The organism is Bacillus bingmayongensis, assembly GCF_000299035.1.
Classification (GTDB): domain Bacteria; phylum Bacillota; class Bacilli; order Bacillales; family Bacillaceae_G; genus Bacillus_A; species Bacillus_A bingmayongensis.
The window spans coordinates 69708-94728 of the sequence record NZ_JH921517.1 but is presented as its reverse complement, the minus strand read 5'-3'; the positions used below and the strand labels follow the sequence as shown (position 1 = coordinate 94728).

Sequence of the window (25021 nt, the reverse complement as noted above, 5' to 3'; positions counted from 1 at the left end):
CCCCCCTGTAACTTGTTACATAGGTAAAAAGCTAGAGGTTTCCCTAGCTTTTTACGTGTTTTAAATATCCTCTTTGTGCAATCATAAAGTAAATTGCCGAAGCCACAATATATGCTCCAATTACAATCGCACCTGATTTCCATAAATCTAAATAAAGCATTTTCCCTAATGTATGAAGAGCAAATCCACTATGCACAGTACCAATAAGAATTGGGATAAAGAAAATTGCTCCCATTTGGCGAATCGCGATTTTATGAATTTCTTTATCCGTCATACCAATTCGTCTTAATGATTTAAATTGGATACGATCTTGTTCTTTATCATTAAACCATTTAAAATATGTCATGCTGCAAGCAAAGAAGAAGAAGAGTACTGCTACAAAGAAACCGATGAACATTGTAATTGCCCCTTGTTCCTTTATCGCTTTATACGCAAGAACGGAATTATGGAAATTCTCTTGTTGTTCTGGTGCAATTTCTTTTTTCAAGTCTACTACAAGATCCTCTGTTCCTTTCCAATCTCCAATATAATAGCCGTAATATTTCGTCTTTTCTTCATCTGATACGAGCTGTGCATATTTCACAAAGTCTTGATCATTCACAATGAGATATCCTTCATCATTAAAAACAGATTGCGAAATTGGATCCTTTAGCTTAATAGACTGTTTTTGTCCGTTCAGCATAAACTCAAACGGCTTCGTACGATCTATCTTCACAAAGTCATTCATCATATCAATTAAAACCATCGTTGCGCTTCCTGGTGCATTATGAACTTCCTCTTTCTTTTGCTTACGCGCTTCTGCATTATATTCCTTTTCTGAAATAATAGCTAACGGCATCTCATGCTCACCATTTAACAACGCTAGTTTTTGTTTTGCAGGAAGTTTTACATATGTTACTTTTCGTACATCTTCAAACCCGTGTTTTTTCAATAGCTCTTGCATTTTCTCGTCGCTAATAACATTATGTGTATTTACTCCCTTTTCCTCATATGAAATTGCATGAGGAGTACTAGCTACTGTTTTATAACTCATATCTTGAAAGAATACGTATAGCGTACCAATCGCTGAAGAGACAACAGCTGTAATAATGGAAATAACGAATAGAAAACGAGCATTATCTTTCATTTTATAAATAAGATTGCTAAGGACAAACATATTTGGATATGTATAAAATGATTTTTTTCTTTTTTGTAATGCCTTTAATACAACGGTGCTACCTTGTGTGAATAGTAAGTACGTTCCTCCAATTGTCAATCCTACAATCGGTAAAAAGTATATCAAAAAATTCATAAGCGTTACTTGGAAACAAAGTACATATGCGACAATAATACATAATATCCCGACTACACATAACCATGTAAATGCAAAAGGCTCTACTTTTTGTTTTCTTGCTTCTCTTAATAAATCAATAATTTGCAAGCGTCCCACTGTCCAAACACCAAACAATGATAAGATAAAGAAGAGAATGAAGTATACACTAGCTGTAATCAAAACTGCTTTTCCATTCCAGACGAGCGGAAGGGTTTTATCTATACCCAGCAATACACTTAAAGCTTGAAAAAACAACTTTGAACCAAGCATACCAAGAGCAATCCCTATTACAATTGCGATTACACCTAAAATCATTTGCTCTAGTATAATCATACGGCCAAGCTGTGCTTTTGTCCCACCTATTAATGTTAATAAACCGAACTCCTTTTTTCTTGCTCGTAAAAACGTTGAATTCGCATATAAAATAAAGAGTGCCGAAAAGATGACAACGATATAGTTCATAGATTCTAACCCTTTTGTAATCATCGTCTTCATGCTAATATTTCCGCTCACTACATCTGGATGATAAATGAAGGAAGCATACATAAAAAATACTAAAATCGATAAACAACTACTAATAAGAAAGGCTTTATAATTACGCCAATTTCCTTTTACATTATTAAGCGCGAGCTGGCGAAAGTTCATGATATTCTCCTCCTAGCATCGCAAGTACGTCTAAAATTTCTTGGAAAAAGGCTTGTTTTGTTTTTCCTTTATGAATTTCCGAGAAGATTTCTCCATCGCGGATAAAGAGAATACGCTCGCAATAGCTAGCGGCTACTGGATCATGCGTTACCATCGCAATCGTTACTTTCTTTTTCTCATGTAAATCTTGCAGTGCGCCCATTAATGATTTTGCTGATTTAGAGTCTAAGTTTCCTGTTGGTTCATCTGCTAAGATTAATGTCGGTTCATGAATAATGGCACGCGCAGCTGCGGCACGTTGTTGCTGTCCACCTGAAACTTCATATACTTTTTTATTTAAAATTCCTTCGATATTTAAAAACTTCGCAATTTCAAGTATTTTCGTATCAATTTCCTTCACAGGACGTTTCGCCATAACAAGTGGCAAAATAATATTTTCTTTAATCGATAACGTATCAAGCAAATTAAAGTCTTGGAAGATAAAGCCTAAGTGCGTACGACGAAATTCTGCTAGTTTTGCTGCACGCATTTGGCTAATTTCTTCACCATTCACATAAACATGACCTGATGTTTGTTTATCAATTGTTGCTAATAAATTAAGAAGCGTTGTTTTCCCGCTTCCTGAAGGCCCCATAATCCCTACAAATTCGCCTTCTTCAATTTTAAAATTTATATCATGTAAAGCGGTCGTTGCCACTGAACCTTTTGATTGGTACACCTTCGTTAACCCTTTTACTTCAAGAACACTCATTTCTAATCCCCCTATGTGTTTTCTTCTTACATTTACTATAAGAAAAATGAGAAAAAGAAACGAGTGATTTCCCTTACAAAACCATTTGTTATCTTACAATTTTGTCATTTTTCTCATCAATGCATGATATTCTTCGTCTTTTGCAAATTTGAATGTAAATGTTGTACCTTCGCCTTCTGTTGATTGCACGTAAATTCCGTGATGAAGATTATCACAAATTTCTTTCGTAATATATAAGCCCATCCCCGTTGCTTCCCTCGTTTTTCGACCATTTATCCCAGTAAAGAACGGATCAAATATTCGCTTTACATCTTGCTTCGGAATACCAATTCCATTATCACGAATATGTAATAAAATCTTCTGATCCTTCTCCTCTATTCGAAACTGAATTTCTTTTTTATCCGCTTGTGAGATTTTTGTGTACTTAATTGCATTCACTACAATTTGACTAATTGCGATACTAATCCACTTTCTATCAGATGCAACCATACAAGTATCTTCTTCAAACATTAATTTCGGATATACAGAAGATTGAATGAAAGACTTTCGATTTTGATTAATAATATCTCGAACGACATCTATGACATTTACTACTTCTACTTTATAATCTTTCGCAAACTGCTCTAGCCTTGCCATATGTAATGCTAAATCTAAACCATTTAAAATACGGTTATTTTCTTCCCGAATACTTTCAACTGTTTCCCTTGCTTCACGGTGCGCTTTGCCAAATTTCTGCAACAATAATTCAATAACTGATACCGGTGTTTTCATTTGATGAATCCATTGGTTCATGAAAATCATTTGCTGCTGTTCTTTCGTATGCTGCTTATGAATCTCATTCATATATTGCTGTCTCAGCAAAGTGAATGCTTCTACAATCATTTCTTGTTCCGATGTATAAGAAGCGTCAACGAGTAAAGAGTCATGTAACGTATGCCCATCAGCAATATATTGTTCTATTCTTTTTAAAAACACGCTACGTTTTCGATAATCATACATGAGGTATACGAGAAACAAGACTACCCCTAATAAAAGTCCATATAACCACGTACTCCAGTCAAGTGACTTCTTTTCTAAAAGACTTTGTAACTGTAATACGAGCCCAAATAAGCAAAGACTTACAATATAAGAAAGGATTAAAGGAAAACGATCCATGAGGTAACTTCTAAGCTTCATATCCATCTCCCCAGTCTGTAAGAAGCGCATAACCATACCCACGTTTTGTCACAATTGCATTTTTGATTCCAAGCTCCTCTAATTTCTTCCTCACGCGTTTTACGTTCACAGTTAATGTATTATCATCAACAAAAGCTACTTCATCCCATAGCGCCTCTAATAACTCTTCACGCATTACATATTGATTGGCCTGTTTCATTAAACATTCGAGTAAATAAAACTCATTTTTTGTAAGTTCAGTTTGTTGTCCTTTCCACTCTACTATATGTTGCGACGGAAAAAGTAATAGCCCATTAACACCTAAACAATCGCTTTCTGTTGATGAAGCATACTCACCGTATCCGCGGCGCAGTGCACTCTTTACCTTTGCCATTACGACGTCTAAATGGAACGGTTTTGTAATATAATCATCCCCACCATTTTCAATGGCCATCACTTGATCCATTTCTCCTGTTCTTGCAGAAACGAAAATAATCGGCGCATTTGATACTGTACGAATTTGGCGGCACCAATAGAAGCCATCAAAGTACGGTAAATTAATATCAAGTAACACTAAATGAGGATTTACTTTTACGAACTCGTCTTTTATTTGACGTAAATCGGTCGCCCTGAATGATTGATATCCATATCTTTCTAAATGTTCCTCTAATATTTCTGCAATCTTTTCGTCATCTTCTACAATAAATACTTTATACATTTTTCCCCATCCTTTTATTTCAATAAATTCACTCCTTTTTCCATTATAAAAAAGACTGCCGTATTTTGGCAGTCTTAATCGATAAATTCAAATTCATATTCAAGAATTTTTACAATGTCGCCGTCTTTTGCACCGCGTGCACGAAGAGCTTCATCGATACCCATACCACGCATTTGACGAGCGAAACGACGTACAGATTCATCACGCGAGAAGTCTGTCATCTTGAATGTTTTCTCAATGTCATAACCAGAAATAACAAACGTACCGTCGCTTTCACGTGTAATTTCAAATTTAACACCTTCAGTTTCAAACTTGTACATTACACTTGCTTCAGATTCGTCTACAACCTCGTGTACTGGGAATTCTGGTGTCGTTTCTAATAAGTTTGCTACTTCAAATAATAGATCACGAACACCTTGCTTTGTTACTGCAGAGATTGGGAAGATTTTCACTTCGTCTCCCACTTTTTCTTTAAATGCTTGTAAGTTCTCTTCTGCATCTGGCATATCCATTTTGTTTGCAACAACAACTTGTGGACGCTCTGTTAAACGCAGATTATATTCTTTTAATTCATTATTAATTGTTACATAATCCTCATATGGCTCACGGCCTTCTAAACCAGACATATCAATCACATGCACGATAACACGTGTACGCTCAATATGACGTAAGAATTGGTGTCCAAGTCCAACGCCGGCATGTGCTCCTTCAATTAATCCAGGAAGGTCAGCCATAACGAAGCTGCGGTTATCGCCTGTCTCAACAACACCTAGGTTTGGAACGATTGTTGTAAAGTGATATTCTGCAATTTTCGGACGCGCTGATGATACAACGGATAATAATGTTGATTTACCTACGCTTGGGAATCCAACAAGTCCAACATCCGCTAATACTTTTAATTCTAAGATTACATCACGTTCTTGACCTGGTTCCCCGTTCTCAGCGATTTCTGGTGCTGGGTTCGTCGGTGTTGCAAAACGTGAGTTACCACGGCCACCACGACCACCTCTTGCGATAACTGCTGATTGCTCATGCGTTACTAAATCCGCAAGAATTTGACCAGTTGCCTCATCTTTTACAACTGTTCCTGGTGGAACTTTTACGATTAAATCGTCAGCTTTACGACCATGTTGCCCTTTGCTCATCCCGTGTTGACCACGATCAGCTTTGAAATGACGTTGGTAGCGGAAGTCCATTAATGTACGTAAGCCTTCGTCAACAACGAAAACAACATCTGCACCTTTACCACCATCGCCACCTGCTGGGCCACCTTTTGGAACATACTTCTCACGACGATACGCAACCATTCCGTTACCACCGTCGCCGCCTTTTACATATATCTTGACCTGATCTACAAACATTATTTCACCACACTTTTTTCAATTGGTTGTAATATAACCGAGACTTCATCGTCTCGCACTGTATAAGAAATGGAATACCATTCATTGTTTTGGTTTGTAAGCCACGTTTGTAGTTCTTCTACATCCGTTAGCTTGCCACGAAAATCAAAAAAGAAACGAGCATTCTCCGCGTCACATTCAATTGTGATACAAACATAATTTTCAACATAAACGTCTAAACTATGCTGAAGCATTGAGAAAAACTGATTCGTCCATGTACAAACCGCCTCATCGAAATGAGATAAGTTATGTAATTCCCCTAATACTTCGTACTCCAATAAGCACGGTTGCTGTTTCCAATTATATGTTAAAATCCATTCTGAAAATAAAGGCATCGATAGCCCCATCAGATTGGATTCTTGTCTCGCTTCTTGGACAAAACGATCGATGAGCCCATGAATCTCTTCCACTCTTCCAAGGGAAAGGTTTCCTTTAATCATCTGCATACGATTGAGCCAATCATGTCTCGAATGGCGCAGCGCATCTATAATTGTCCATTTTTCTTTCATTCAGATACCCCTTAATATAGAAAAACTCTAACCTGCACCCAGGTTAGAGCTTTCCGTGAGTTTCTTATGCTTCTTGAGCAACAGGATATACGCTCACTTGTTTGCGGTCACGGCCAAGACGCTCGAAGCGTACTACGCCGTCAACTTTCGCGTATAAAGTGTCATCGCCACCACGACCAACGTTAACACCTGGATAAATTTTTGTACCGCGTTGACGGTAAAGAATTGAACCACCTGAAACCATTTGACCATCTGCGCGTTTAGCACCAAGACGTTTTGACTGAGAGTCACGACCGTTCTTTGTACTACCTACACCTTTCTTAGATGCGAAAAACTGAAGATCTAATCTTAACATACGTTACACCTCCTGCACTTTTTCTATTAAACGGATATACTTTCCGTAATCAAGTTCAATCGTCTTAAGCGAAACAACTAATCCTTCTAAAAGTGTTTGTGCTTTTTCCATCGCATGAACGTCTAAATCATTAGGCAATTCATACGTTAAGAATCCGCCATCACTTCCGAGTTCAATAGTTGCCTGCACACTACAAAGTACTTCCACTGCATTTATAGATCCAAACACAACCGCAGTTGTTGCAGCACAGACAAGATCTTGTCCATGCGGCGCATAATCGGCATGTCCGGTCATTTTAAATGATTGGATACTTCCTAATTTCGTGCGACATATCGTAACTTTAATCATCTTAACCAGAATTAAGCGTTGATTGCTTCAATCACTAGCTTAGTGTAAGGTTGACGATGACCTTGTTTTTTACGATTGTTCTTTTTCGCTTTGTATTTGAAAACGATGATTTTCTTAGCGCGACCTTGTTTTTCAACTTTCGCAGTAACTGTTGCACCTTCTACAACTGGGCTACCAACTTTCACGTTTTCGCCACCAACGAAAAGAACTTTGTCAAAAGTAACAGTTTCACCAGCTTCAGCATCTAATTTCTCAATGTAGATTTCTTGACCAGCTTCAACTTTGATTTGTTTTCCACCTGTTTCGATAATTGCGTACATACTTGCACCTCCTCATAATTACTAAGACTCGCCAAAACGAGGTAGACATAGAATGTCTTTTGAGAACCTGTCTTGTGCGGTTGTAGTATATAGCAGTTTAGGTGCTATAAACTATAACATAGAGATGTTATCATGAAACATGGACTATTGTCAATAAATGTTCTGCTAACTATTTTTTCCGATTCATGATTTCTTTCTTCGTTCCAAATCGAACAATCCTATACTTCTCAGTTTCTTCATCTGTGAAATAAATTTGAAATGGTATATTTTTTTGCAATTCTTTTTGTAAAAATATTTTTTGTACTTCTTTTGACGCTGCAATTAACACCGCTTCGTCTTCTACATGGTTATATGTAATAAGCTCTCTTTCTAGCTCATATGCAATTGTTTCATTTGAAATGACGTACCCTGTCGTTTTGCACTGCGAACAGTCTTCTAGTAATACGTCACGCAGCGAGTGTTTCTTACGCTTACGTGTCATTTCTAAAATACCTAGCTCTGTAAACCCAAGAACACGTGTATATGTACGATCCCTTTGTAAAGAAGAAATGAGTCTTTCTCTTACCTTCTCTTTATCTTCTTGTTTTTTCATATTAATGAAGTCAATTAAAATCATACCACCAATATCACGAAGCCTTAATTGACGAGCAATTTCTTCCGCAGCTATTTCATTCGTCCGTAATACCGTATCTTGCAAATTCTGCTTTCCAGTAAATTTACCAGTGTTCACATCAATAACTGTCATTGTTTCCATTTGCTCTATGATTAAATAAGAACCATTTGGTAACCACACTATTTTTTGCAGTGCTTTTTCAATTTCGCGATCTACACCATAGTGACTAAACATAGAAGTTTTTTCATTGTAAAACGAAACTTTTTCTTTTCCTACTTTTTCTTGCAATTCTGGTACTATACTGTGTGTATCTACAATTACTTTTTCAATTGTTTCAATCGGATTTTCTTTAAATACGCGATCTAAAAAAGTAGCTGGACGATGGAGTAATAATGGTGCCTTGCCCCAGTCTTCTTTTCTTTTTAATTCTTTAAACAAATCTTGAAAATGTTGCATTTCAAGTTGCACTTCATCGATTGCACCTTTGTCACAAGCTGAACGGAAAATATATCCTCCCGTTCCCCCTACTTGAATTTCAAGCAATTGTTGTCGTTTCTTATAATTTTTTATTTTCCGGGAAACAGCACGCATCTCGTCATAAGGCATATACACGACATATTTCCCGGTAAATTCTACATTCGCTGTTAATTTTGGACCTTTTGTATCAATTGCTTCTTTTACCACTTGTACGAGCAATGCCTGTCCTTCATGCACTCGATATACTGATGGAACATCATCATATGAAAGATAGGCATGTTTTTCTAAACCGATATTGACAAATGCTGCATTCATCCCCGCAATCGTCCGTACGACGCGTCCCACATAAATATGCCCAACAATCTCTTGCTCTTGATTTCGTTGCCATAAAAGTTCAACAATCTCTTGTTTTTCCTCTACAGCAACCCGTTTTTCCGAACCAGTATAGTTGATGTATAACGTCTTCAAAATACTTTCCTCACTTTTTTATTTTCTTTTCCTCTTACAATATAAAAGGTTAGTGTCATCGTCAACACTAACCGATTAATTCTGCTACAGATGAAGTTGTTCGTTTTTCAGTAAAATACGCATAAAGCAATTCATTTTCATCCAATGTATAATGTTCTTTATATTTACCATGAACGATAATCGAGTGCTTATATCCTCTCCGAAACTTTGTAAAAATCGTATATAATCGATCTTCTGTTTTCACCTCAATGGGAGCAATTTTTTCAATATCTCGCTTGTTCCCATAATAACGTTCTAGTAAAAAACGTATAAACGCATAGCGCCGTTGCTTCCATTCTTGATATAAAGAAATAGCTAAAAACAGAAGAAGCACCCACATCATAATATTATTACTATTCCAAAGGAGTTGCCATCCTAATATTACACTAAAAAAAACACATGATATTTTCATCATCTTCTCATGCGCCTGTAAATAAGGAAATTGATGCGATAAAATATTAAACAATACTTTCCCACCATCTAGTGGCCAAATTGGTAATAAATTAAACCCTAGAATAATTACATTGTTCCATACAAAAAAATGATACAGGTCCTCACTAACCCATCCTGTCCTAGCCAAGACATAAGCTAGCCCAATCATCCACACATGTTGAATAGGTCCCGCTATTACAACGACTAATTCTTCCTTTAACGACTTATTCCCATGTTCCTCAAGCTCCGCCACGCCGCCAAACGGCAAAAGTTTTATTTGCTTAATTCTCCATTTATAATGCGCGGCTGCGAAGGCGTGCCCAAGTTCGTGAATCAGAACGATACAAAATAAAAGTAGTAATTCTTTAAAACGCGCTGTAAAAATTCCAATAGCTATAATTCCCCAAAACAGTGGATGCACTGTAATTTTTGACAATACTTCACTATATTTATTCAAATGAAATCACCTGAATCGGATCGATAAATTTTTCATTCTTTTTGATTGCAAAATAGAACTTACCATTCTTGTTATCTACACTGCTCCCAACTGTTCCAATCCTTTGTTTCTTTTCAACATAATCATATAATTTTACAGATGTCTCACCTAAATTTCCATACCAGGATTCCGTACCATCTGCATGTTGGATCTCAACTATATTCCCAAATCCCTCTTTCTTACCAGCGAAGATGACAACCCCTTCATTTACAGATTCAACAGCTGTATTCGTAGCTGTTTGTACAAATACACCTTGGCCATCTTTTTGAAAACTTTGCATGACTTTCCCTGAAGCTGGAACTGCATAATCTTTTTGCTGCGCCGATTGCTTCTTTTCATTTGCAGATAGAAAGGCGAGCGGTTTTCCAAATTGATCTTCGTACCATTTAGATACAGTAGCAAACTGAAATTCTTCTTGCATAACTTGTTTTACAACCGTTTTTGCTCCATCAAAAGAAGCCGGTGCATTTTTAAATAAAATAGCCACCGAGAGAACGAGAATTGCCGCTAATAAAAATTTAAATAAAAATACTTCCTTTCGAAAAAGAGGATGCACCTCTTTTTCACCTTCTTCAATGAACATCGTTTCTCCATCAAAGTTTCCTTCTGAAAAATACTGTTCTTCCTCGAGCCTCTCTTGTTCTTCTTTTCTCTTTGCAATCCGTTTTTTAATCTCTTCTACACGTCTATTCTTCATCCTGTCCCCTTCCTTTTGCCACCTCTTCTTGCGAGAAGCAAGTAAAGTGAAACTTCTAGTAAATAAAAGTTCTCTATTTTCTAAACTTTATACAGTTTGTACATGTGTATGAACCCTGAAGGGAAGATATTCATGAGAAGAAAAAAAGAAAGCACCTCGCATACATGCGAAGTGCTTTTAACGAATTCCAAAGAAATTCTTTACTTTTGTAAATACGGATACTTTTTCTTGCTCAAACGCTTGTAAAGGTACAGATTCACCTAACAAACGTCTTGCAATATTCCGATAAGCTAATGCTGCTTTTCCACTCGGCTGCAATGCTACAGGCTCTCCTGTATTTGTAGCACGAATAACTTCATCATCATCTTCGACTACTCCAAGTAGTTCAATTGAAAGTGTACGTACAATTTCATCTACATCTAACATATCCTGCTCATGCAACATATGGCTACGTACACGGTTGATGACAAGTTTTGGTGGTTCGATATCTTCTTTTTCTAAAAGCCCGATAATACGATCCGCATCGCGCATAGAAGATACTTCAGGTGTCGTTACAACAATTGCTTTATCTGCACCTGCCACTGCATTTTTGAATCCCTGCTCAATACCAGCAGGACAATCAATTAATATGTAATCATAGTCTTGACGTAATACCTGTATTAATTCATCCATTTGTTCAGGTGTTACCGCTGATTTATCACTCGTTTGTGCTGCAGGTAATAAATAAAGCTCATCAAAGCGCTTATCTTTAATAAGAGCCTGAGGTAAACGACAACGACCTTCGACGACATCAACAAGATCAAATACAATACGGTTTTCTAGCCCCATTACTACGTCTAAATTTCTTAGACCAATATCCGTGTCAATTAAGCAAACCTTTTTCCCGGATAATGCTAGGGCTGTACCAATGTTTGCAGACGTTGTAGTTTTTCCTACTCCGCCTTTTCCAGATGTAATTACTATTGCCTCTCCCACAGCTATACAATTCCCCTTTCTAACTTTGTTAAATTAGGTCTAAGATGAGTGAGAAGTTGCAGGCGATCGACAACAATGTGATTGTTCTCATTAATATACGCACATTCTGCCGTCTCTGCTCCGTCTTCTTTCTCTTCCGGAGCCCGCATTGTCACATCACTAATTCGAAGTTGCATCGGATTCATAACAGATGCCGCAATTACAGCATCTGTATCCCCATAATATCCTGCATGTGCAATACCTCGTAATGATCCAATGACAAAAATATTTCCCCCAGCGATAACCGTTCCGCCTGGATTAACATCTCCAATTAATAATAAATTTCCTTTTACATGCAATACTTGACCTGAGCGAACAATTTTGGAAACAGGGACAATTTCTGTTTCTTCTTTCCACGCTATTGCTTCAGCTTTCGTGATAACATCGCTCTCAATTGAATCCACAACAAGATTTTTTTTATTCCGAATCAAAGTGCGAATTTCTTCTTGCTGCACATCTGTCAAATAGCGATTGCCAACTTTAACATGTACTTCGATTAATGAACGTCCATCACCATCGTAATAGTGAGTGGAAAGTTTTTCGTCCAGTTCTTGCAGTAATTCAGAAAATGAACAGCAATCATCTAAATGTAATGTCAGTCCATCTTTTGTCCCTTTTATCGTTACATTTTGTTGCTTTTTTTCTTCCACTAAAGTTCACCCCAACGATTCAATTCGACATAAAATCAGAAAATCCTTTTTTCTTTTTCTTCCATCGCTTTTGAAAGACGCACAAGATATCGTCTCAGTGGGAAACAAACTAGCAATAAGAAAATGCCATTTAACAATAAAGTAGAAAGGAGACGATCTGAGAAAAAGATATGCGCTGGTACGTGAATGCGACCTAGCAACGTTAAAAATCCATATACATAATATTCTAATGCCACAATACCCGTTAATATAATGAAAGAAAGAATGAATAAATTCAATTGCAATACTCTCATCGTACTATACACAAGATACGCTAAAATTGGATAAGCAAATATATATACACCAACAAGTTCTGTATATACAGTATCAAATAAAAATCCAAATAATAGCCCATAGTAAATACCTTGTAAAGGACTAAAATAAACAGTAATAAAACATAGTACAATCATAAAGAAATGCGGAGCTGCAATACTGTCTTTCCAAAATAATTCCGTTGGAACTACGGTAGAAAACATATTTTCGAATAAAAACACAAAAAGAAGCAGCAGAGGAAGAATTGCTCTTTTTAAAATAGCCATATCTTCTCCCCCTTACTGTTCTAACGCTGCTGAGGGCATAACTCTTTTTGTAACCATAACATGGTCTACATCATTTAAATCCGCAGCAGGTTTTACGTAAGCTGTTTGTGTTAATCCATATTCATCTGGTGCAACATCTACAATTTTCCCAATTACTAACCCTTTCGGGAAGATATCACTTAATCCTGATGTTACAACCGTTTGATCTTTTTCTACTTTTACATCAGATGGAATCTTTGTGAAAACAAGAGTTTGTTTTTCTTTGTCATATCCTTCAATCAATCCAAAAATACGCTCTTGTCCTTCTACTACAGCAGAAATACGATTTGTTCGATTCAGTGAGCTCAGCAATTCTACTGTTGACGTAAATTGAGACACGCTTTTCACACGCCCAACTAAACCTTTCGCAGTCATAACTGCCATATCTTTTTGGATACCTTGCTGTGCTCCTTTATCAATTGCAATCAAGTCATACCATTTATCCGGATTACGCTGAATAACAGTAGATTGAATCGGTTTGTAATCTCTAAGTGAATCTTTTTTGTCAATTACCTCACGTAACTTTTCATTATCTTTTTTTAAATCTTTTACTTCAACGGATAACTTAGCATACTTATCTAATTTTTCTTTTAATGTTTTATTTTCTTCATACGTGCGCTTTACATCTTCTACGTTCTCAAAGAACCCGGCAACATAATTCGCTGGCTTTTGGAATACACGTTCTACAACACCGACAGTATCTTTTACAAACTGCTCTGGCCATGTTAGACTTTTTCGTTCTTTCAATGAGATTCCAATCAATGCCACGAGAAGAATAATACTAACTAGCAAAACAATTAATCTTTTGTTTAAGAAAAACTGTGGCACGTTCACACCCTCTTAATTTCATTGATTTTTATTTTGGAATATTATCGAGCAGTTTTGAAAAGATCGATATTATCTAAAGCTTTACCTGTTCCAATCGCTACACAGTCAAGCGGATTTTCTGCAACAAGAACTGGCATTTTCGTTTCTTCACTAATTACTTTATCCAAGTTACGAAGTAATGCACCACCGCCTGTTAACACAATTCCACGGTCCATAATATCCGCCGCTAATTCAGGTGGTGTTTTTTCTAATGTATTTTTCACTGATTCAACGATTGCCTCTACTGTGTCTTTTAATGCATCAGCAATCTCTTCAGGTTTAATTAATACTGTTTTTGGTAAACCACTTACTAAATCACGACCACGGATTTCCATTGGCTCAACACCTTCTGGCTCGCCAGCAGACCCGATTTCCATTTTTAATGCCTCTGCTGTTCTTTCCCCAATCATTAAGTTGTAGCTCTTCTTAATGTATTGAATGATAGAATCATCCATGTCATCACCAGCAACACGAACAGATTGACTTGTTACAATCCCACCTAAAGAAATAATTGCAACTTCTGTAGTACCGCCACCGATATCAACAACCATACTACCCGTTGGTTCCCAAACAGGTAAATTTGCGCCGATTGCTGCTGCAAATGGCTCTTCAATTGGATATGCATCGCGCGCGCCTGCTTGACGAGTTGCATCGATTACTGCACGTCTTTCTACAGCAGTAATACCAGATGGTACACATACCATTACATAAGGCTTACGAGAGAAAAATCCATTTGATTTTTGCGCTTGTTGAATATAGTATTTCATCATTGTCGCTGTTGTTTCGTAGTCAGCGATTACACCATCTTTCATAGGGCGAAGAGCCACTACGTTTCCTGGTGTACGACCAATCATTTGTTTCGCATCGCTACCAACTGCAACGATTTGTTTTGAATCTGTTTGCAAAGCTACAACTGAAGGTTCACGTAAAACTACACCTTTTCCCTTCACATATACAAGCGTATTCGCTGTTCCTAAATCAATTCCAAGATCACGAGTAAAACCACCAAATCCAAACATGTCATCTATCTTCCTTTCTCATTTTCACGGACTCATTTTCTTACTTTATATTTATAATAAAACAGTACGTTTTTATATTTTCTATCCTTTATTGTAAGCGAATGCCTACAAAAAACTCATAAATCACATTATAAAACAAAATAAGTAAAAAGAATAGTCTTAAATATGACCTTTTTCTTTTAAACTCACGAATTTATGGTCACCTATAATAATGTGATCAAGGACTTCAATTCCAATAATCCTCCCGCACTCTACCAATCGTTTTGTCACTTCAATGTCTTCACGACTCGGCGTAGGATCACCTGAAGGGTGGTTATGCAGACATATAATAGAGGCTGCTGCGCGGCGAAAAGCTTCTTTAAAAACCTCGCGAGGATGCACAATTGAGGCATTTAGACTCCCAATAAACACAGTCTGCCGATGCATAACTTGATTTTTCGTATTTAAGTATAAACAAACAAAGTGCTCTTGTTGTAAAAAACGCATCTCTTCCATCATATAACTAGCGCAATCTTCTGGACTCCGAATACTATATCGATTTTGGTACTCTAAACGCACCATTCTCCTTCCTAGTTCAAAAGCAGCGATTAACTGGGAGGCCTTTGCTACTCCTACACCATGAATGCTTGTAATCTCTTCTATTGTAGCATCTTTCAACATTCGTAATCCGTCAAAATGATATAAAATTTGATCCGCTAATGTTAGAACAGACTCTTCTTTAGAACCCGTTCTAAGTAACACTGCAAGAAGTTCACGATTCGATAAATTGCTTGCCCCTTCTACTAATAAACGCTCCCGTGGTTGTTCTTCTTTCAAAACATCACGAATACCGTTCATATTTTCACTCCTTTTTCAATCTTTCGCAAAGAAAACCCCATGCAATTTTACGCATGGGATGCATCACTATCGAACTGTTTTAATTCACGAACAAGACGTGCAATTGGTAATCCGACTACACTGTAGTAATCTCCTTGAATATGTTGAACAAAGATGGAACCTTTTCCTTGAATACCGTAACTTCCAGCCTTATCCAGCGGTTCTTTCGATGCAATATACGCATCAATTTCTTCTTCTGTTAACTCCCAAAATGTAACTTCTGTACGCTCATAGAAAGTTACTGTTTTTTCTTTTGCAATAAGCGCAACACCTGTATATACTTCATGTGTTTTTCCTGATAATAGTTGCAACATTTCTTTTGCCTCCGCTTCATCAGAAGGCTTACCAAGAATACGTGATTCATATGTAACAATTGTATCTGCACCTAATACCACACAATCACCATGATTTTCGGCTACAGCAGATGCTTTTTGCAAGGCAAGTGACATCACAATATCAGCAGGTGATGAATACGCACCGATGGTTTCTTCTATTTCACTTACAACAATTTCAAATGGTACATCTGCTAGTTCAAGTAATTCCTTTCGGCGTGGTGACCCAGATGCTAAAATAAGTTTTTTCATGTGTTCTCCTTTCTTACATAAAGCAGAAAAATATAGCTTGATCGTATCAAACAAGTACCTTTCCGACAAATTGTAAAAATATCATTTTCTTTTTAGGAAATGATATTTTCTTACTATAGAGTTATATCTGCTATAGTAAGAAAACATTTCTATAGATATATAATCCAAAAGAAGAGAAAGAAGTATACACACTTCTTCCTTCTTCCTTCTTCCTCCTTACTCCTTACTCCTTACTCCTTACTCCTTACTCCTTACTCCTTACTCCTTACTCCATTATCCTACTCTTTTGCTTTTTGCGAAACCACTTTTTCATAAGAAAGCAAACCATCAATAATAACTTGATTCAATTTAGCTACTGCTTCTTTATCAGTCTTTCCTTCTTTTATTGTTTGTACAGCTACTGATGCATACGTATATATTTTTTTTACATCCTCACGCTTAATTGATTTCCCCTCTTTTTCAATTGCCTTCCATTCCTTTTCAATCGTTTCTATTTCTTTTGGATTACTTTTACTTCCAGGTTGTATACTAGTCGAGTATTTTACAAAATGAATGTATAATGGCTGCAACTTACTTAACAATGGACCAGATTCTTTGTCACTTTTCAGCAATGCCCGATCTGTAATTTCCCATTTCTTTTTCAAAACTGATACACCATCTTTCTTATATTGTCCAATTAATTTATCTACGGATTGCTCGTCACTAGAAATTCCAACTACAAGTGAATACTTGTCATCATTTGGTTTAATAGCTGCTACGCCCCCATTATCTTTCCACTCCTGAGTAGCTGCCTGTCCCTTTTCTTCAGAAGAATAGAGACCTCCTTGCACGAAATATAAAGTGATTGGTTCTAAAGCAGATGCACTCCCCACCTTTGGTTTTTCTTCTTTTTTCTCTTCAGCCGTTACTTCTTTTTGCTCTGCTTCATTATTCTTTTCTCCACTTGTTACTGTAGCTTCCCGAGCTGTACCTTGTCCCGTTAACAAGTGAAGCATTCCCATCCCTAACATTGTGCCAATGATAATCGCAGTAGTAACTGTAAAAATAAGTATATTACTCCATTTCTTTCGATGCTGCCGGATAGATGGTAACTTGTTTTTTTGAAATGGCACTACATTTTGTGACGTTTCACTATCAACTACCATCCAATCAAATTCTTCTTTTTCTTTCTTCTTTTCTTCATACTTTGCTTCCGTTCCATTTACCTTAACCGAGATTGTTCGTGATTGCTTGTCCATACCCTCACACCTCACCTCTTATCATTGTCCGCATCATATCATATTCATTTCACAAAAAAACGAGATATTTGTCAGAGGGATTCGTCAAATTGCCCCATATAGTTATCTTATATGTATGCATTTGACTTCATTTGTAGAACAAAAAACTAGGACAGCAGTTGCTGTCCTAGTTTCTTTCACGAATGTATTTTCGAACTTCTGAAATAAAGTAAAGTGATCCCGTTATGATAAAAACGTCATTTTCTTGAAGATCATTTATCTTTGCATCAACAGCTTCTTTCCAATTCTCAAAAACTTGTTTTGTTTCCTTATGCGAGTAGGCTGCAAGCTCCTCAGCAGAAATCGCACGATCAAATGTGAATGTTGTAAAAATCATTTCATCTGCAATTGTTTCTAATTGTCCTACCATATTATCTAGCTGTTTATCACCAAGGGCAGTAAATAAAACAATGACGTTTTTATCGTTATAATGAGCTTCTACTGTTTTCACAAGGCTTGCAATTCCTTCAGGGTTATGGGCACCATCTATAATGACGTCAGGATTACTTTGTAACCGTTCAAATCGGCCAATCCAATATGCTTCACTTAATCCTGTGCAAATATGCTCTTCCTCCATTAAGAATGATAGGTATGTTTTAAGATACATAACCCCCATCAGTGCTAATGCTGCATTTCCGACTTGATGGCTTCCTTTCATCGAAATCTGAACTTCCTCAAATGAAGCAAACGGACAAGAAAAATCAAAATGCTCTCCATCTTCATCTGAACGCTGATGAACAGCTATAAATTGCTTTCCAAGTTCATAAAGGTTTGCATTTTTTCCTTTGGCAACCTTTTGAATAACCTCAAGTGCTTCTTCATCCTGCACGCCTGTAATAACAGGAACACCCGATTTAATAATTCCCGCCTTTTCATACGCAATTTCCGCTAACGTATTCCCTAAAATATGCATATGATCATGGCCGATATTTGTAATAATCGTCAGAACTGGATAAACCACATTTGTAGAATCAAAACGACCACCAAGCCCTGTTTCAAACAAGACGATGTCACAGAAATTCATTTTACCGAAATAGCAGATTGCCATTACTGTAATAATTTCAAACTCCGTTGCTTCTCCTAAATTTGTTTCATCTAATTTTTCTACAACTGGTTTGACCATATTTACAAGTTCAATAATCTCTGTATCTGCAATTGGTTTTCCATTCACACCAATTCGTTCATTAAATGTTTCAATATATGGAGACGTAAATGTCCCGACCTTATATTTTCCCGCCTCTAACATATAACGCATATATGTTAAAGTTGAACCTTTGCCATTTGTTCCTGCAAGATGAACACATTTTATATGACGCTCAGGATTTCCAAGTTCCTCTAGCATCCACTGCATTCTTTCTAATCCTGGCTTAATGCCAAACTTTAATCGGCTATGAATCCAGCTTATTGCTTCTTCGTATGTATGTACCACGCTTGCCTTTCCCCTTTCAAAAAACAACCTTCTTAATCCTATTATACGCAAATAAAAGAGACTCACCAATATGGTGAATCTCTTTAAAACGATTTTTATTTTTAAAGATCAGCTAGACGTTGACGAACTGCTTCGCGTTTTTCTAAGTAATCTTGTTCTTTCGCACGCTCTCCTTCAATAACTGCTGCTGGAGCTTTTGCTACGAAACCTTGGTTTGCAAGTTTCTTCTGTACGCGTTCTACCTCTTTATCAAACTTCTCAAGTTCTTTTTCAAGGCGTGCTTTCTCTTCATCAAGATTGATAAGATCAGCTAACGGTAAGAATAACTCTGCACCTGATACGATTGCCGTCATCGCTTTTTCTGGCGCTTGTAAATCCGTCTTAATTGTTAATTCGCTTGGATTACAGAAACGCTCGATGTAAGAGCTGTTTTTCGTAAGCTGTGCTAATACTGCTTCGTCTTTTGCTTTAATTTGCAATTGAACTTTTTTGCTCATTGGCGTATTTACTTCAGCACGAATGTTACGAACAGAGCGAATGATATCAACAAGAAGGTGCATTTCTGCCGCTGCTTCTTTGTCTTGTAAATCTTCTCGAACTGTTGGCCACGCTGCTACTGTAATAGATTCACCTTCATGAGGTAAGTGCTGCCAAATTTTCTCTGTTACGAATGGCATGAATGGGTGTAATAAACGCATCGTTTGATCTAATACATATGCTAAAACAGAACGAGTTGTTTTCTTCGCCGCTTCATCTTCGCCATATAACGGAAGTTTCGCCATTTCAATGTACCAGTCACAGAAATCGTCCCAAATGAAGTTGTATAACGCACGGCCAGCTTCACCAAATTCATACTTATCCATGTTACGTGTTACACTTTCAATTGTTTCATTTAAGCGAGTTAAAATCCACTTATCTGCAACTGATTTTTCACCAGTTAAATCGATATCTTCATATTTCATATCATCCATGTTCATTAATACGAAACGAGACGCGTTCCAAATTTTATTGATGAAGTTCCAAGTAGATTCTACTTTCTCCATGCTGAAGCGTAAATCTTGACCTGGCGCACTTCCTGTTGATAAGAAGAAGCGCATCGCATCTGCACCGTACTTCTCGATAACTTCCATTGGATCAATACCGTTACCAAGAGATTTACTCATTTTACGTCCTTGCTCATCGCGAACAAGACCATGAATTAATACGTCTTTAAATGGACGCTCTCCTGTAAACTCTAAACCTTGGAAAATCATACGAGATACCCAGAAGAAGATGATGTCATAACCAGTTACAAGTGCATCTGTTGAATAGTAACGTTTGAAGTCTGCTGCATCTTCATTTGGCCAACCAAGTGTTGAGAATGGCCATAATGCTGAGCTAAACCATGTATCAAGTACATCATTGTCTTGATTCCAGTTTTCAATATCTGCTGGTGCTTCTGTACCTACGTATACTTCACCAGTTTCTTTATGATACCAAGCTGGAATGCGATGTCCCCACCATAATTGACGAGAAATACACCAGTCATGAATGTTTTCCATCCAGCGTAAGTATGTGTTCTCGAAACGATCTGGTACGAACGTTACTTTCTCTTCTTCTTTTTGTTGTAATGCAACTGCCTTTTCTGCAAGTGGTGCCATTTTTACGAACCATTGTGTTGATAAGTAAGGCTCAACAACCGCTCCGCTACGCTCACTATGACCAACCGCATGCATATGAGGCTCAATTTCTACTAATACGCCTGCTTCTTGCAAGTCTTTTACTAATTGCTTACGGCATTCGAAACGATCCATGCCGTTATATTTACCCGCTTTTTCATTCATTGTGCCATCTTCGTTCATTACAAGAATGCGTGGTAAGTCATGGCGGTTACCTACTTCAAAGTCATTCGGATCATGAGCTGGTGTAATTTTCACAACACCTGTTCCGAAATCTTTTTCTACATACTCATCAGCAATAATCGGAATTTCACGATCTACGATTGGAAGTGTAACTGTTTTTCCGATTAAATGTTTGTAGCGATCGTCTTCTGGATGAACCGCTACTGCTGTATCACCAAGCATTGTTTCTGGACGAGTTGTCGCTAGGCGAATGTGACCAGAACCGTCTGTTAATGGGTAGTTCATATGGTAGAATGCACCTTGAACGTCTTTATGAATTACTTCAATATCAGAAAGGGCAGTACGTGTTGCTGGGTCCCAGTTAATAATATATTCTCCGCGGTAAATTAAGCCTTTTTCGTATAATTGAACGAATACTTTATTAACTGCATCAGATAAACCTTCGTCTAATGTAAAGCGCTCACGAGAGTAATCTAATCCTAAACCAACTTTTCCCCATTGCTGACGAATGTGAGAAGCATATTCTTCCTTCCATTCCCATGCTTTTTCAAGGAATTTCTCACGGCCAAGATCGTAACGTGAAATACCTTCTTCACGAAGTTTTCCTTCTACTTTTGCCTGTGTTGCGATACCTGCATGGTCCATTCCTGGAAGCCATAATACATCGTATCCTTGCATACGCTTTGTACGCGTTAAAATATCTTGAAGTGTCGTATCCCAAGCGTGCCCTAAATGCAATTTACCTGTTACGTTTGGAGGTGGAATTACAATTGTATATGGCTGTTTTTCTGCATCTCCTTTTGCTTCGAAATATTTGCCATCAAGCCACCATTTATAACGGCCTTCTTCAACGGACATATGATCATATTTAGTCGGTAAATTCTTTTCCGTGTTTGACATTATTTTCCCTCCTTAAAATAAAAAATGCCCCTCATCCAAAAAGGACGAGGGACATCGTGGTACCACCTTTATTTACAAACAAATTCAAAATTTGCTTATACTCTTAATTGGATAACGGACAGGTCCGTCTTTTCCTAATGAGAATGACTCCGTTCAGAAAAGATACTCCAGGGCTACCTTCTAACATGACTATCTAGAGAATCTCACAGCTAATAATTCTCCTCTCTGCAGACGTTTAATGTTATACTCTTCCCCTTCAACGTATTTATATAATTGTTATTTATTATATACAATAGTGTAAAAAACGAAACCATATTCGTCAAGATAAAAATATTTTTCATCAAATTTCTACAGTTGATAGACTCCGTTCTTTCCTAATTATCAAAAAAACAGTGTACAATCGTCAATTAGCGTAAGCATTTTTTTGCAACCTATGTACGAAAAATGAAAAAAGCAGCACAAGCACCTTAGGTACTTATCCTGCATACTGTAATATTGCACCTTCACCTTTCAAGCTCAATGTGTAGTAAATGCTTTCTGTACGGAGGAATGATTGATTATGCGACGATACCGACGCACCTACAATTTTTCAGCCCCTTCATGGGTTAGGAATTTACAAACGATTTTTTCTGATTTTGCTATTCCACTTACTATTTTCCAAGGAATTCGAACATTACTGCTTCCAACCTTCTTAGATTTCATCATCCTTATCATCTTTGTTGTAGCCACAATCCGCTTACATTTTCAGCCGTAGCCTCACAGCGTCTTGAGACTACGGCTATTATTCATTTCCTTGCTGCGCAGCTTGTAATTGTGAAATGAAATATTCTATATTACTTACAAGCCAATGCGCTTGCTGTAACATTTTCACACCTTGAAGTTCTTTCTTTTCACCACGGCTCTGCTGCTTGCTTGTATAAGATTGGATTTGCCGAATAAATGGGGATGGATATGTTAGATAAGCAAACATAAGGAGTTGTTCTTCTTTCGTAAACGGAAAATTCTTTTGATACACCTGATACCATTCAAAGCGATCACTTCTCGCAATTGGATATGTGTTCAATGAGCGGGAATAAAAGCGAACAAGATCTTGAACTGGTGTTGCAAATTGAGACCTCTCTAAACTAATAAAATAACCGTTTCGTTCATAATCAAATAAAAAATGATTCATCGATACATTGCCATGAATAAAAGAAACGCGTGTTTTTTCTTTCTCTTTCATCGCTTCATGCCACTCCGAAAGCTGTTTCGTTGCAAATTCACGCGCCCTCATCACATGATGAAAATACGTACAATACTGTAGTTCAAACGGAGACATATACCATTTTGCCTCAGACTCTACAAGGAATTCCTCTAAGAGCTCCCCATCTTTCTCCCAACGATCAGAGACATTTGTATAATGCTCCTCTAACGCTTCTTCAGTATATGTTTCTTCCTTTACCGTCCTTTGATGAAGCAGCGCTAGCGTCTGAAACATTTTATGATATTGATCATTGTCCTCTCCGTTCCCTTCTGCTCGCTCCAGCCAAGGCATTAAATAATAATTATATGTTCCATCGCTCAAAATATGATTTCCATCTTTCGCATGGTAAATCGGGGCATAATGTGTAAATCCCTTTTCACGTAAAAATTGAACATGATACATTAAATTATTTCGTTTCAATCTATGAGACGGTAATTTTTTCAATGCATATGGACCTTGATTCGTATAAATTTTTATGACACTTCCGTGCTCTTCCATATGATGGGCATCCAATTGATATCGCTGTACTATCGGGGCATAACGATCTCGCAATTCTATATCCATACGAATGATCCTTTCTCATTCAAACACGTAAGATAAAGTGAAACTTTAATCAGTGGGGGTTTTCTCCATCCCCCACTGATTATGATCCCTCACCAATCGGGCTTTTACAGCAGTCTATCCTCACACCTAACTTCCTCGTCCCTCTCTGAATCTTGAGGTTGTGGGATTACTGCCCGCTAATAGCGGGATAAAAAGAAAAGAGGTGAAGAGAAGCTTCTTCACTCACTTTGTCTTCACTCTTGGCACAGGTATATATATAATTTGCCCTGCAGTTAAATATACTTCATCTGTTTGATTCAAGCGGTGTAGATGCTGGACAGATGTTTCATATCGCTCCGCAACCGATTCAATTGTATCTCCTTCTTGCACAAAATACATACGTAATTTCGTAAACTCTTCTTCCGGCTCTTTCGTAAACAATTTTGTTAAGTATAATGCATTTTCATCCCGTTGTGAGTATGCAGCTTCTACTTCTTCCTGTAATTCCTTTTCCTTCTCTTTCTTAAAGTTCTTCCGGCCAAACAATTCAAACTGTGGTGTAGTTTCTTTCGCTTCTTCTCGTTCTTCCTCTTCATGTTCTTTTAAATCCTCTACCTCTTCTAACTCTTGTTCTTTACGCGCCTCTAATTGGAAGGGCTCAAATGCATAATCCTCCCATCCATCTGATTCTGTATGAACTGTTACTTCTTCCACTTCTACTGGTGTTTTATCCTCATTTACTACCGTGATCTCTGGCTCTCTTTCAACTTCTTCCTCATTCACTACCGCGATTTCCGGTGCTCGCTCAACTTCTTCCTCATTCATTACCGTGATTTCCGGCTCTCTTTCAACTTCTTCCTCTTGCACTTCATTCTGTATTCTCTCACCCTCACATAATCCAGATATCGATACATCCGCTAATAGTTGTAAACAACCGTTTTCCTTTAATTCATAATCAAATTCCTCAATGGAAACATACAATTCTTCAACTTGTTTCACTCGGTTTCGCGGAATCGAGATTTCTAACGGAAAAGAGTGTACAAGTTCGTTTACACCATCTTCTCGCATTTCTACATAATCAATGGATTTCGCAGGGGATAAATCTCGTAATGAAAACGCAGAATCATCTTGCCTTGCAATATATTCCCCCGTTAAATCCAATTGTCCTCTCACAATTACCTCGTATTCAAGCTCTTCTATCTCAACGTCTGGATCTAACGAAATTGACAAAAGTTCTTCGACTTCCTGTCCTTTTTGGAACCAAACCGATTCTTTTAATGAAAATCGTAATGAATGATCTGTTGCCACTTCTTTTCCCCCTCCCAAACTGTATGTCATTACAGATTTATGTGCACGGGAGTCATTTTATGAGTAAAAAATCGAACTGCACATGAGAGCTTCCTATTGATTTTTCATATATCGGCGC

25 protein-coding genes and 2 other annotated features are annotated in these 25021 nt (G+C 37.4%); of the genes, 1 reads left to right on the top strand and 24 read right to left on the bottom strand.

The genetic code is table 11. The features are described from left to right. Positions 1-43: 43 nt before the first annotated feature. From Y7E_RS0107445 to Y7E_RS0107340, 22 genes are all read right to left on the bottom strand, one after another. Positions 44-1957, bottom strand: coding sequence for an ABC transporter permease (locus Y7E_RS0107445; protein WP_017150656.1), 1914 nt, complete (start codon positions 1955-1957; stop codon positions 44-46). Continuing rightward, positions 1932-2708 carry an ABC transporter ATP-binding protein gene (locus Y7E_RS0107440; protein ID WP_017150655.1) on the bottom strand — a complete coding sequence of 259 codons (777 nt, stop codon included), beginning with the start codon at positions 2706-2708 and terminating at the stop codon, positions 1932-1934. Before Y7E_RS0107440 ends, Y7E_RS0107445 begins: the two co-directional genes overlap by 26 nt. A gap of 93 nt (positions 2709-2801) precedes the next feature. Further along, entirely contained in the window at positions 2802-3884 is a 1083-nt protein-coding gene (locus tag Y7E_RS0107435) for a HAMP domain-containing histidine kinase (RefSeq protein WP_017150654.1), read from the bottom strand. After that, positions 3874-4581: a response regulator transcription factor gene (locus Y7E_RS0107430; RefSeq protein WP_017150653.1), complete on the bottom strand. Its 708-nt coding sequence runs from the start codon at positions 4579-4581 to the stop codon at positions 3874-3876. Before Y7E_RS0107430 ends, Y7E_RS0107435 begins: the two co-directional genes overlap by 11 nt. 74 nt (positions 4582-4655) lie before the next feature. Then, positions 4656-5942, bottom strand: a complete 1287-nt coding sequence (obgE, locus tag Y7E_RS0107425) for a GTPase ObgE (RefSeq protein ID WP_017150652.1) — start codon at positions 5940-5942, stop codon at positions 4656-4658. Then, complete coding sequence (locus Y7E_RS0107420; RefSeq protein WP_017150651.1) at positions 5942-6490, bottom strand: sporulation initiation phosphotransferase B; 549 nt, start codon at positions 6488-6490, stop codon at positions 5942-5944. Before Y7E_RS0107420 ends, obgE begins: the two co-directional genes overlap by 1 nt. A 64-nt stretch (positions 6491-6554) precedes the next feature. Further along, positions 6555-6845, bottom strand: a complete 291-nt coding sequence (gene rpmA / locus Y7E_RS0107415) for a 50S ribosomal protein L27 (protein ID WP_017150650.1) — start codon at positions 6843-6845, stop codon at positions 6555-6557. Positions 6846-6848: 3 nt separating this feature from the next. Beyond that, a complete protein-coding gene (locus Y7E_RS0107410; RefSeq protein WP_026049134.1) occupies positions 6849-7193 on the bottom strand; it encodes a ribosomal-processing cysteine protease Prp in 345 nt (114 codons plus the stop codon). Positions 7194-7204: 11 nt separating this feature from the next. Beyond that, positions 7205-7513: a 50S ribosomal protein L21 gene (rplU, locus tag Y7E_RS0107405; protein ID WP_003200848.1), complete on the bottom strand. Its 309-nt coding sequence runs from the start codon at positions 7511-7513 to the stop codon at positions 7205-7207. Between the two features lie 14 nt (positions 7514-7527). Further along, positions 7528-7605 (bottom strand) — a sequence feature (ribosomal protein L21 leader region). A 77-nt stretch (positions 7606-7682) separates the two neighbouring features. After that, complete coding sequence (locus Y7E_RS0107400) at positions 7683-9071, bottom strand: Rne/Rng family ribonuclease (RefSeq protein ID WP_017150648.1); 1389 nt, start codon at positions 9069-9071, stop codon at positions 7683-7685. 67 nt (positions 9072-9138) lie between these two features. Then, positions 9139-9999 carry a M50 family metallopeptidase gene (locus tag Y7E_RS0107395; protein WP_017150647.1) on the bottom strand — a complete coding sequence of 287 codons (861 nt, stop codon included), beginning with the start codon at positions 9997-9999 and terminating at the stop codon, positions 9139-9141. Further along, on the bottom strand, positions 9992-10735 hold the full coding sequence (locus Y7E_RS0107390; protein WP_017150646.1) for a M23 family metallopeptidase: 744 nt from the start codon (positions 10733-10735) through the stop codon (positions 9992-9994). Before Y7E_RS0107390 ends, Y7E_RS0107395 begins: the two co-directional genes overlap by 8 nt. Positions 10736-10912: 177 nt before the next feature. Continuing rightward, positions 10913-11710 (bottom strand): septum site-determining protein MinD, encoded by a 798-nt coding sequence (minD, locus tag Y7E_RS0107385; RefSeq protein WP_017150645.1) that lies wholly within the window; start codon positions 11708-11710, stop codon positions 10913-10915. A gap of 2 nt (positions 11711-11712) precedes the next feature. Continuing rightward, on the bottom strand, positions 11713-12399 hold the full coding sequence (gene minC, locus Y7E_RS0107380; RefSeq protein WP_017150644.1) for a septum site-determining protein MinC: 687 nt from the start codon (positions 12397-12399) through the stop codon (positions 11713-11715). 35 nt (positions 12400-12434) lie between these two features. Next, positions 12435-12977, bottom strand: coding sequence for a rod shape-determining protein MreD (gene mreD, locus Y7E_RS0107375; RefSeq protein ID WP_017150643.1), 543 nt, complete (start codon positions 12975-12977; stop codon positions 12435-12437). Positions 12978-12989: 12 nt separating this feature from the next. Continuing rightward, entirely contained in the window at positions 12990-13844 is an 855-nt protein-coding gene (mreC, locus tag Y7E_RS0107370) for a rod shape-determining protein MreC (protein ID WP_017150642.1), read from the bottom strand. 41 nt (positions 13845-13885) lie between these two features. Beyond that, on the bottom strand, positions 13886-14902 hold the full coding sequence (gene mreB / locus Y7E_RS0107365) for a cell shape-determining protein MreB (protein ID WP_017150641.1): 1017 nt from the start codon (positions 14900-14902) through the stop codon (positions 13886-13888). A gap of 159 nt (positions 14903-15061) precedes the next feature. Continuing rightward, positions 15062-15739, bottom strand: coding sequence for a RadC family protein (radC, locus tag Y7E_RS0107360; RefSeq protein WP_017150640.1), 678 nt, complete (start codon positions 15737-15739; stop codon positions 15062-15064). A 47-nt stretch (positions 15740-15786) separates the two neighbouring features. Beyond that, a complete protein-coding gene (locus Y7E_RS0107355; RefSeq protein WP_017150639.1) occupies positions 15787-16362 on the bottom strand; it encodes a Maf family protein in 576 nt (191 codons plus the stop codon). 278 nt (positions 16363-16640) lie between these two features. Further along, positions 16641-17600: a hypothetical protein gene (locus Y7E_RS0107350; RefSeq protein ID WP_017150638.1), complete on the bottom strand. Its 960-nt coding sequence runs from the start codon at positions 17598-17600 to the stop codon at positions 16641-16643. Positions 17601-17766: 166 nt separating this feature from the next. Continuing rightward, complete coding sequence (locus Y7E_RS0107345; RefSeq protein WP_017150637.1) at positions 17767-19068, bottom strand: bifunctional folylpolyglutamate synthase/dihydrofolate synthase; 1302 nt, start codon at positions 19066-19068, stop codon at positions 17767-17769. 101 nt (positions 19069-19169) lie between these two features. Further along, the gene (locus Y7E_RS0107340; protein WP_017150636.1) at positions 19170-21809 is read right to left on the bottom strand and encodes a valine--tRNA ligase; all 2640 of its coding nucleotides are present in this window, start codon (positions 21807-21809) and stop codon (positions 19170-19172) included. 37 nt (positions 21810-21846) lie between these two features. Then, positions 21847-22078: a binding site (T-box leader), on the bottom strand. A gap of 290 nt (positions 22079-22368) precedes the next feature. On the opposite strand from Y7E_RS0107340, the gene Y7E_RS31500 reads away from it, so the two are divergent. Then, positions 22369-22563: a hypothetical protein gene (locus Y7E_RS31500; RefSeq protein WP_079999563.1), complete on the top strand. Its 195-nt coding sequence runs from the start codon at positions 22369-22371 to the stop codon at positions 22561-22563. Between the two features lie 27 nt (positions 22564-22590). Here Y7E_RS31500 and ysxE read toward each other — a convergent pair whose 3' ends face one another. Both ysxE and spoVID read right to left on the bottom strand, forming a co-directional pair. After that, complete coding sequence (gene ysxE / locus Y7E_RS0107330) at positions 22591-23616, bottom strand: spore coat protein YsxE (protein WP_026049133.1); 1026 nt, start codon at positions 23614-23616, stop codon at positions 22591-22593. 222 nt (positions 23617-23838) lie between these two features. Further along, the gene (gene spoVID / locus Y7E_RS0107325; RefSeq protein ID WP_081584571.1) at positions 23839-24933 is read right to left on the bottom strand and encodes a stage VI sporulation protein D; all 1095 of its coding nucleotides are present in this window, start codon (positions 24931-24933) and stop codon (positions 23839-23841) included. Positions 24934-25021: the final 88 nt, after the last annotated feature.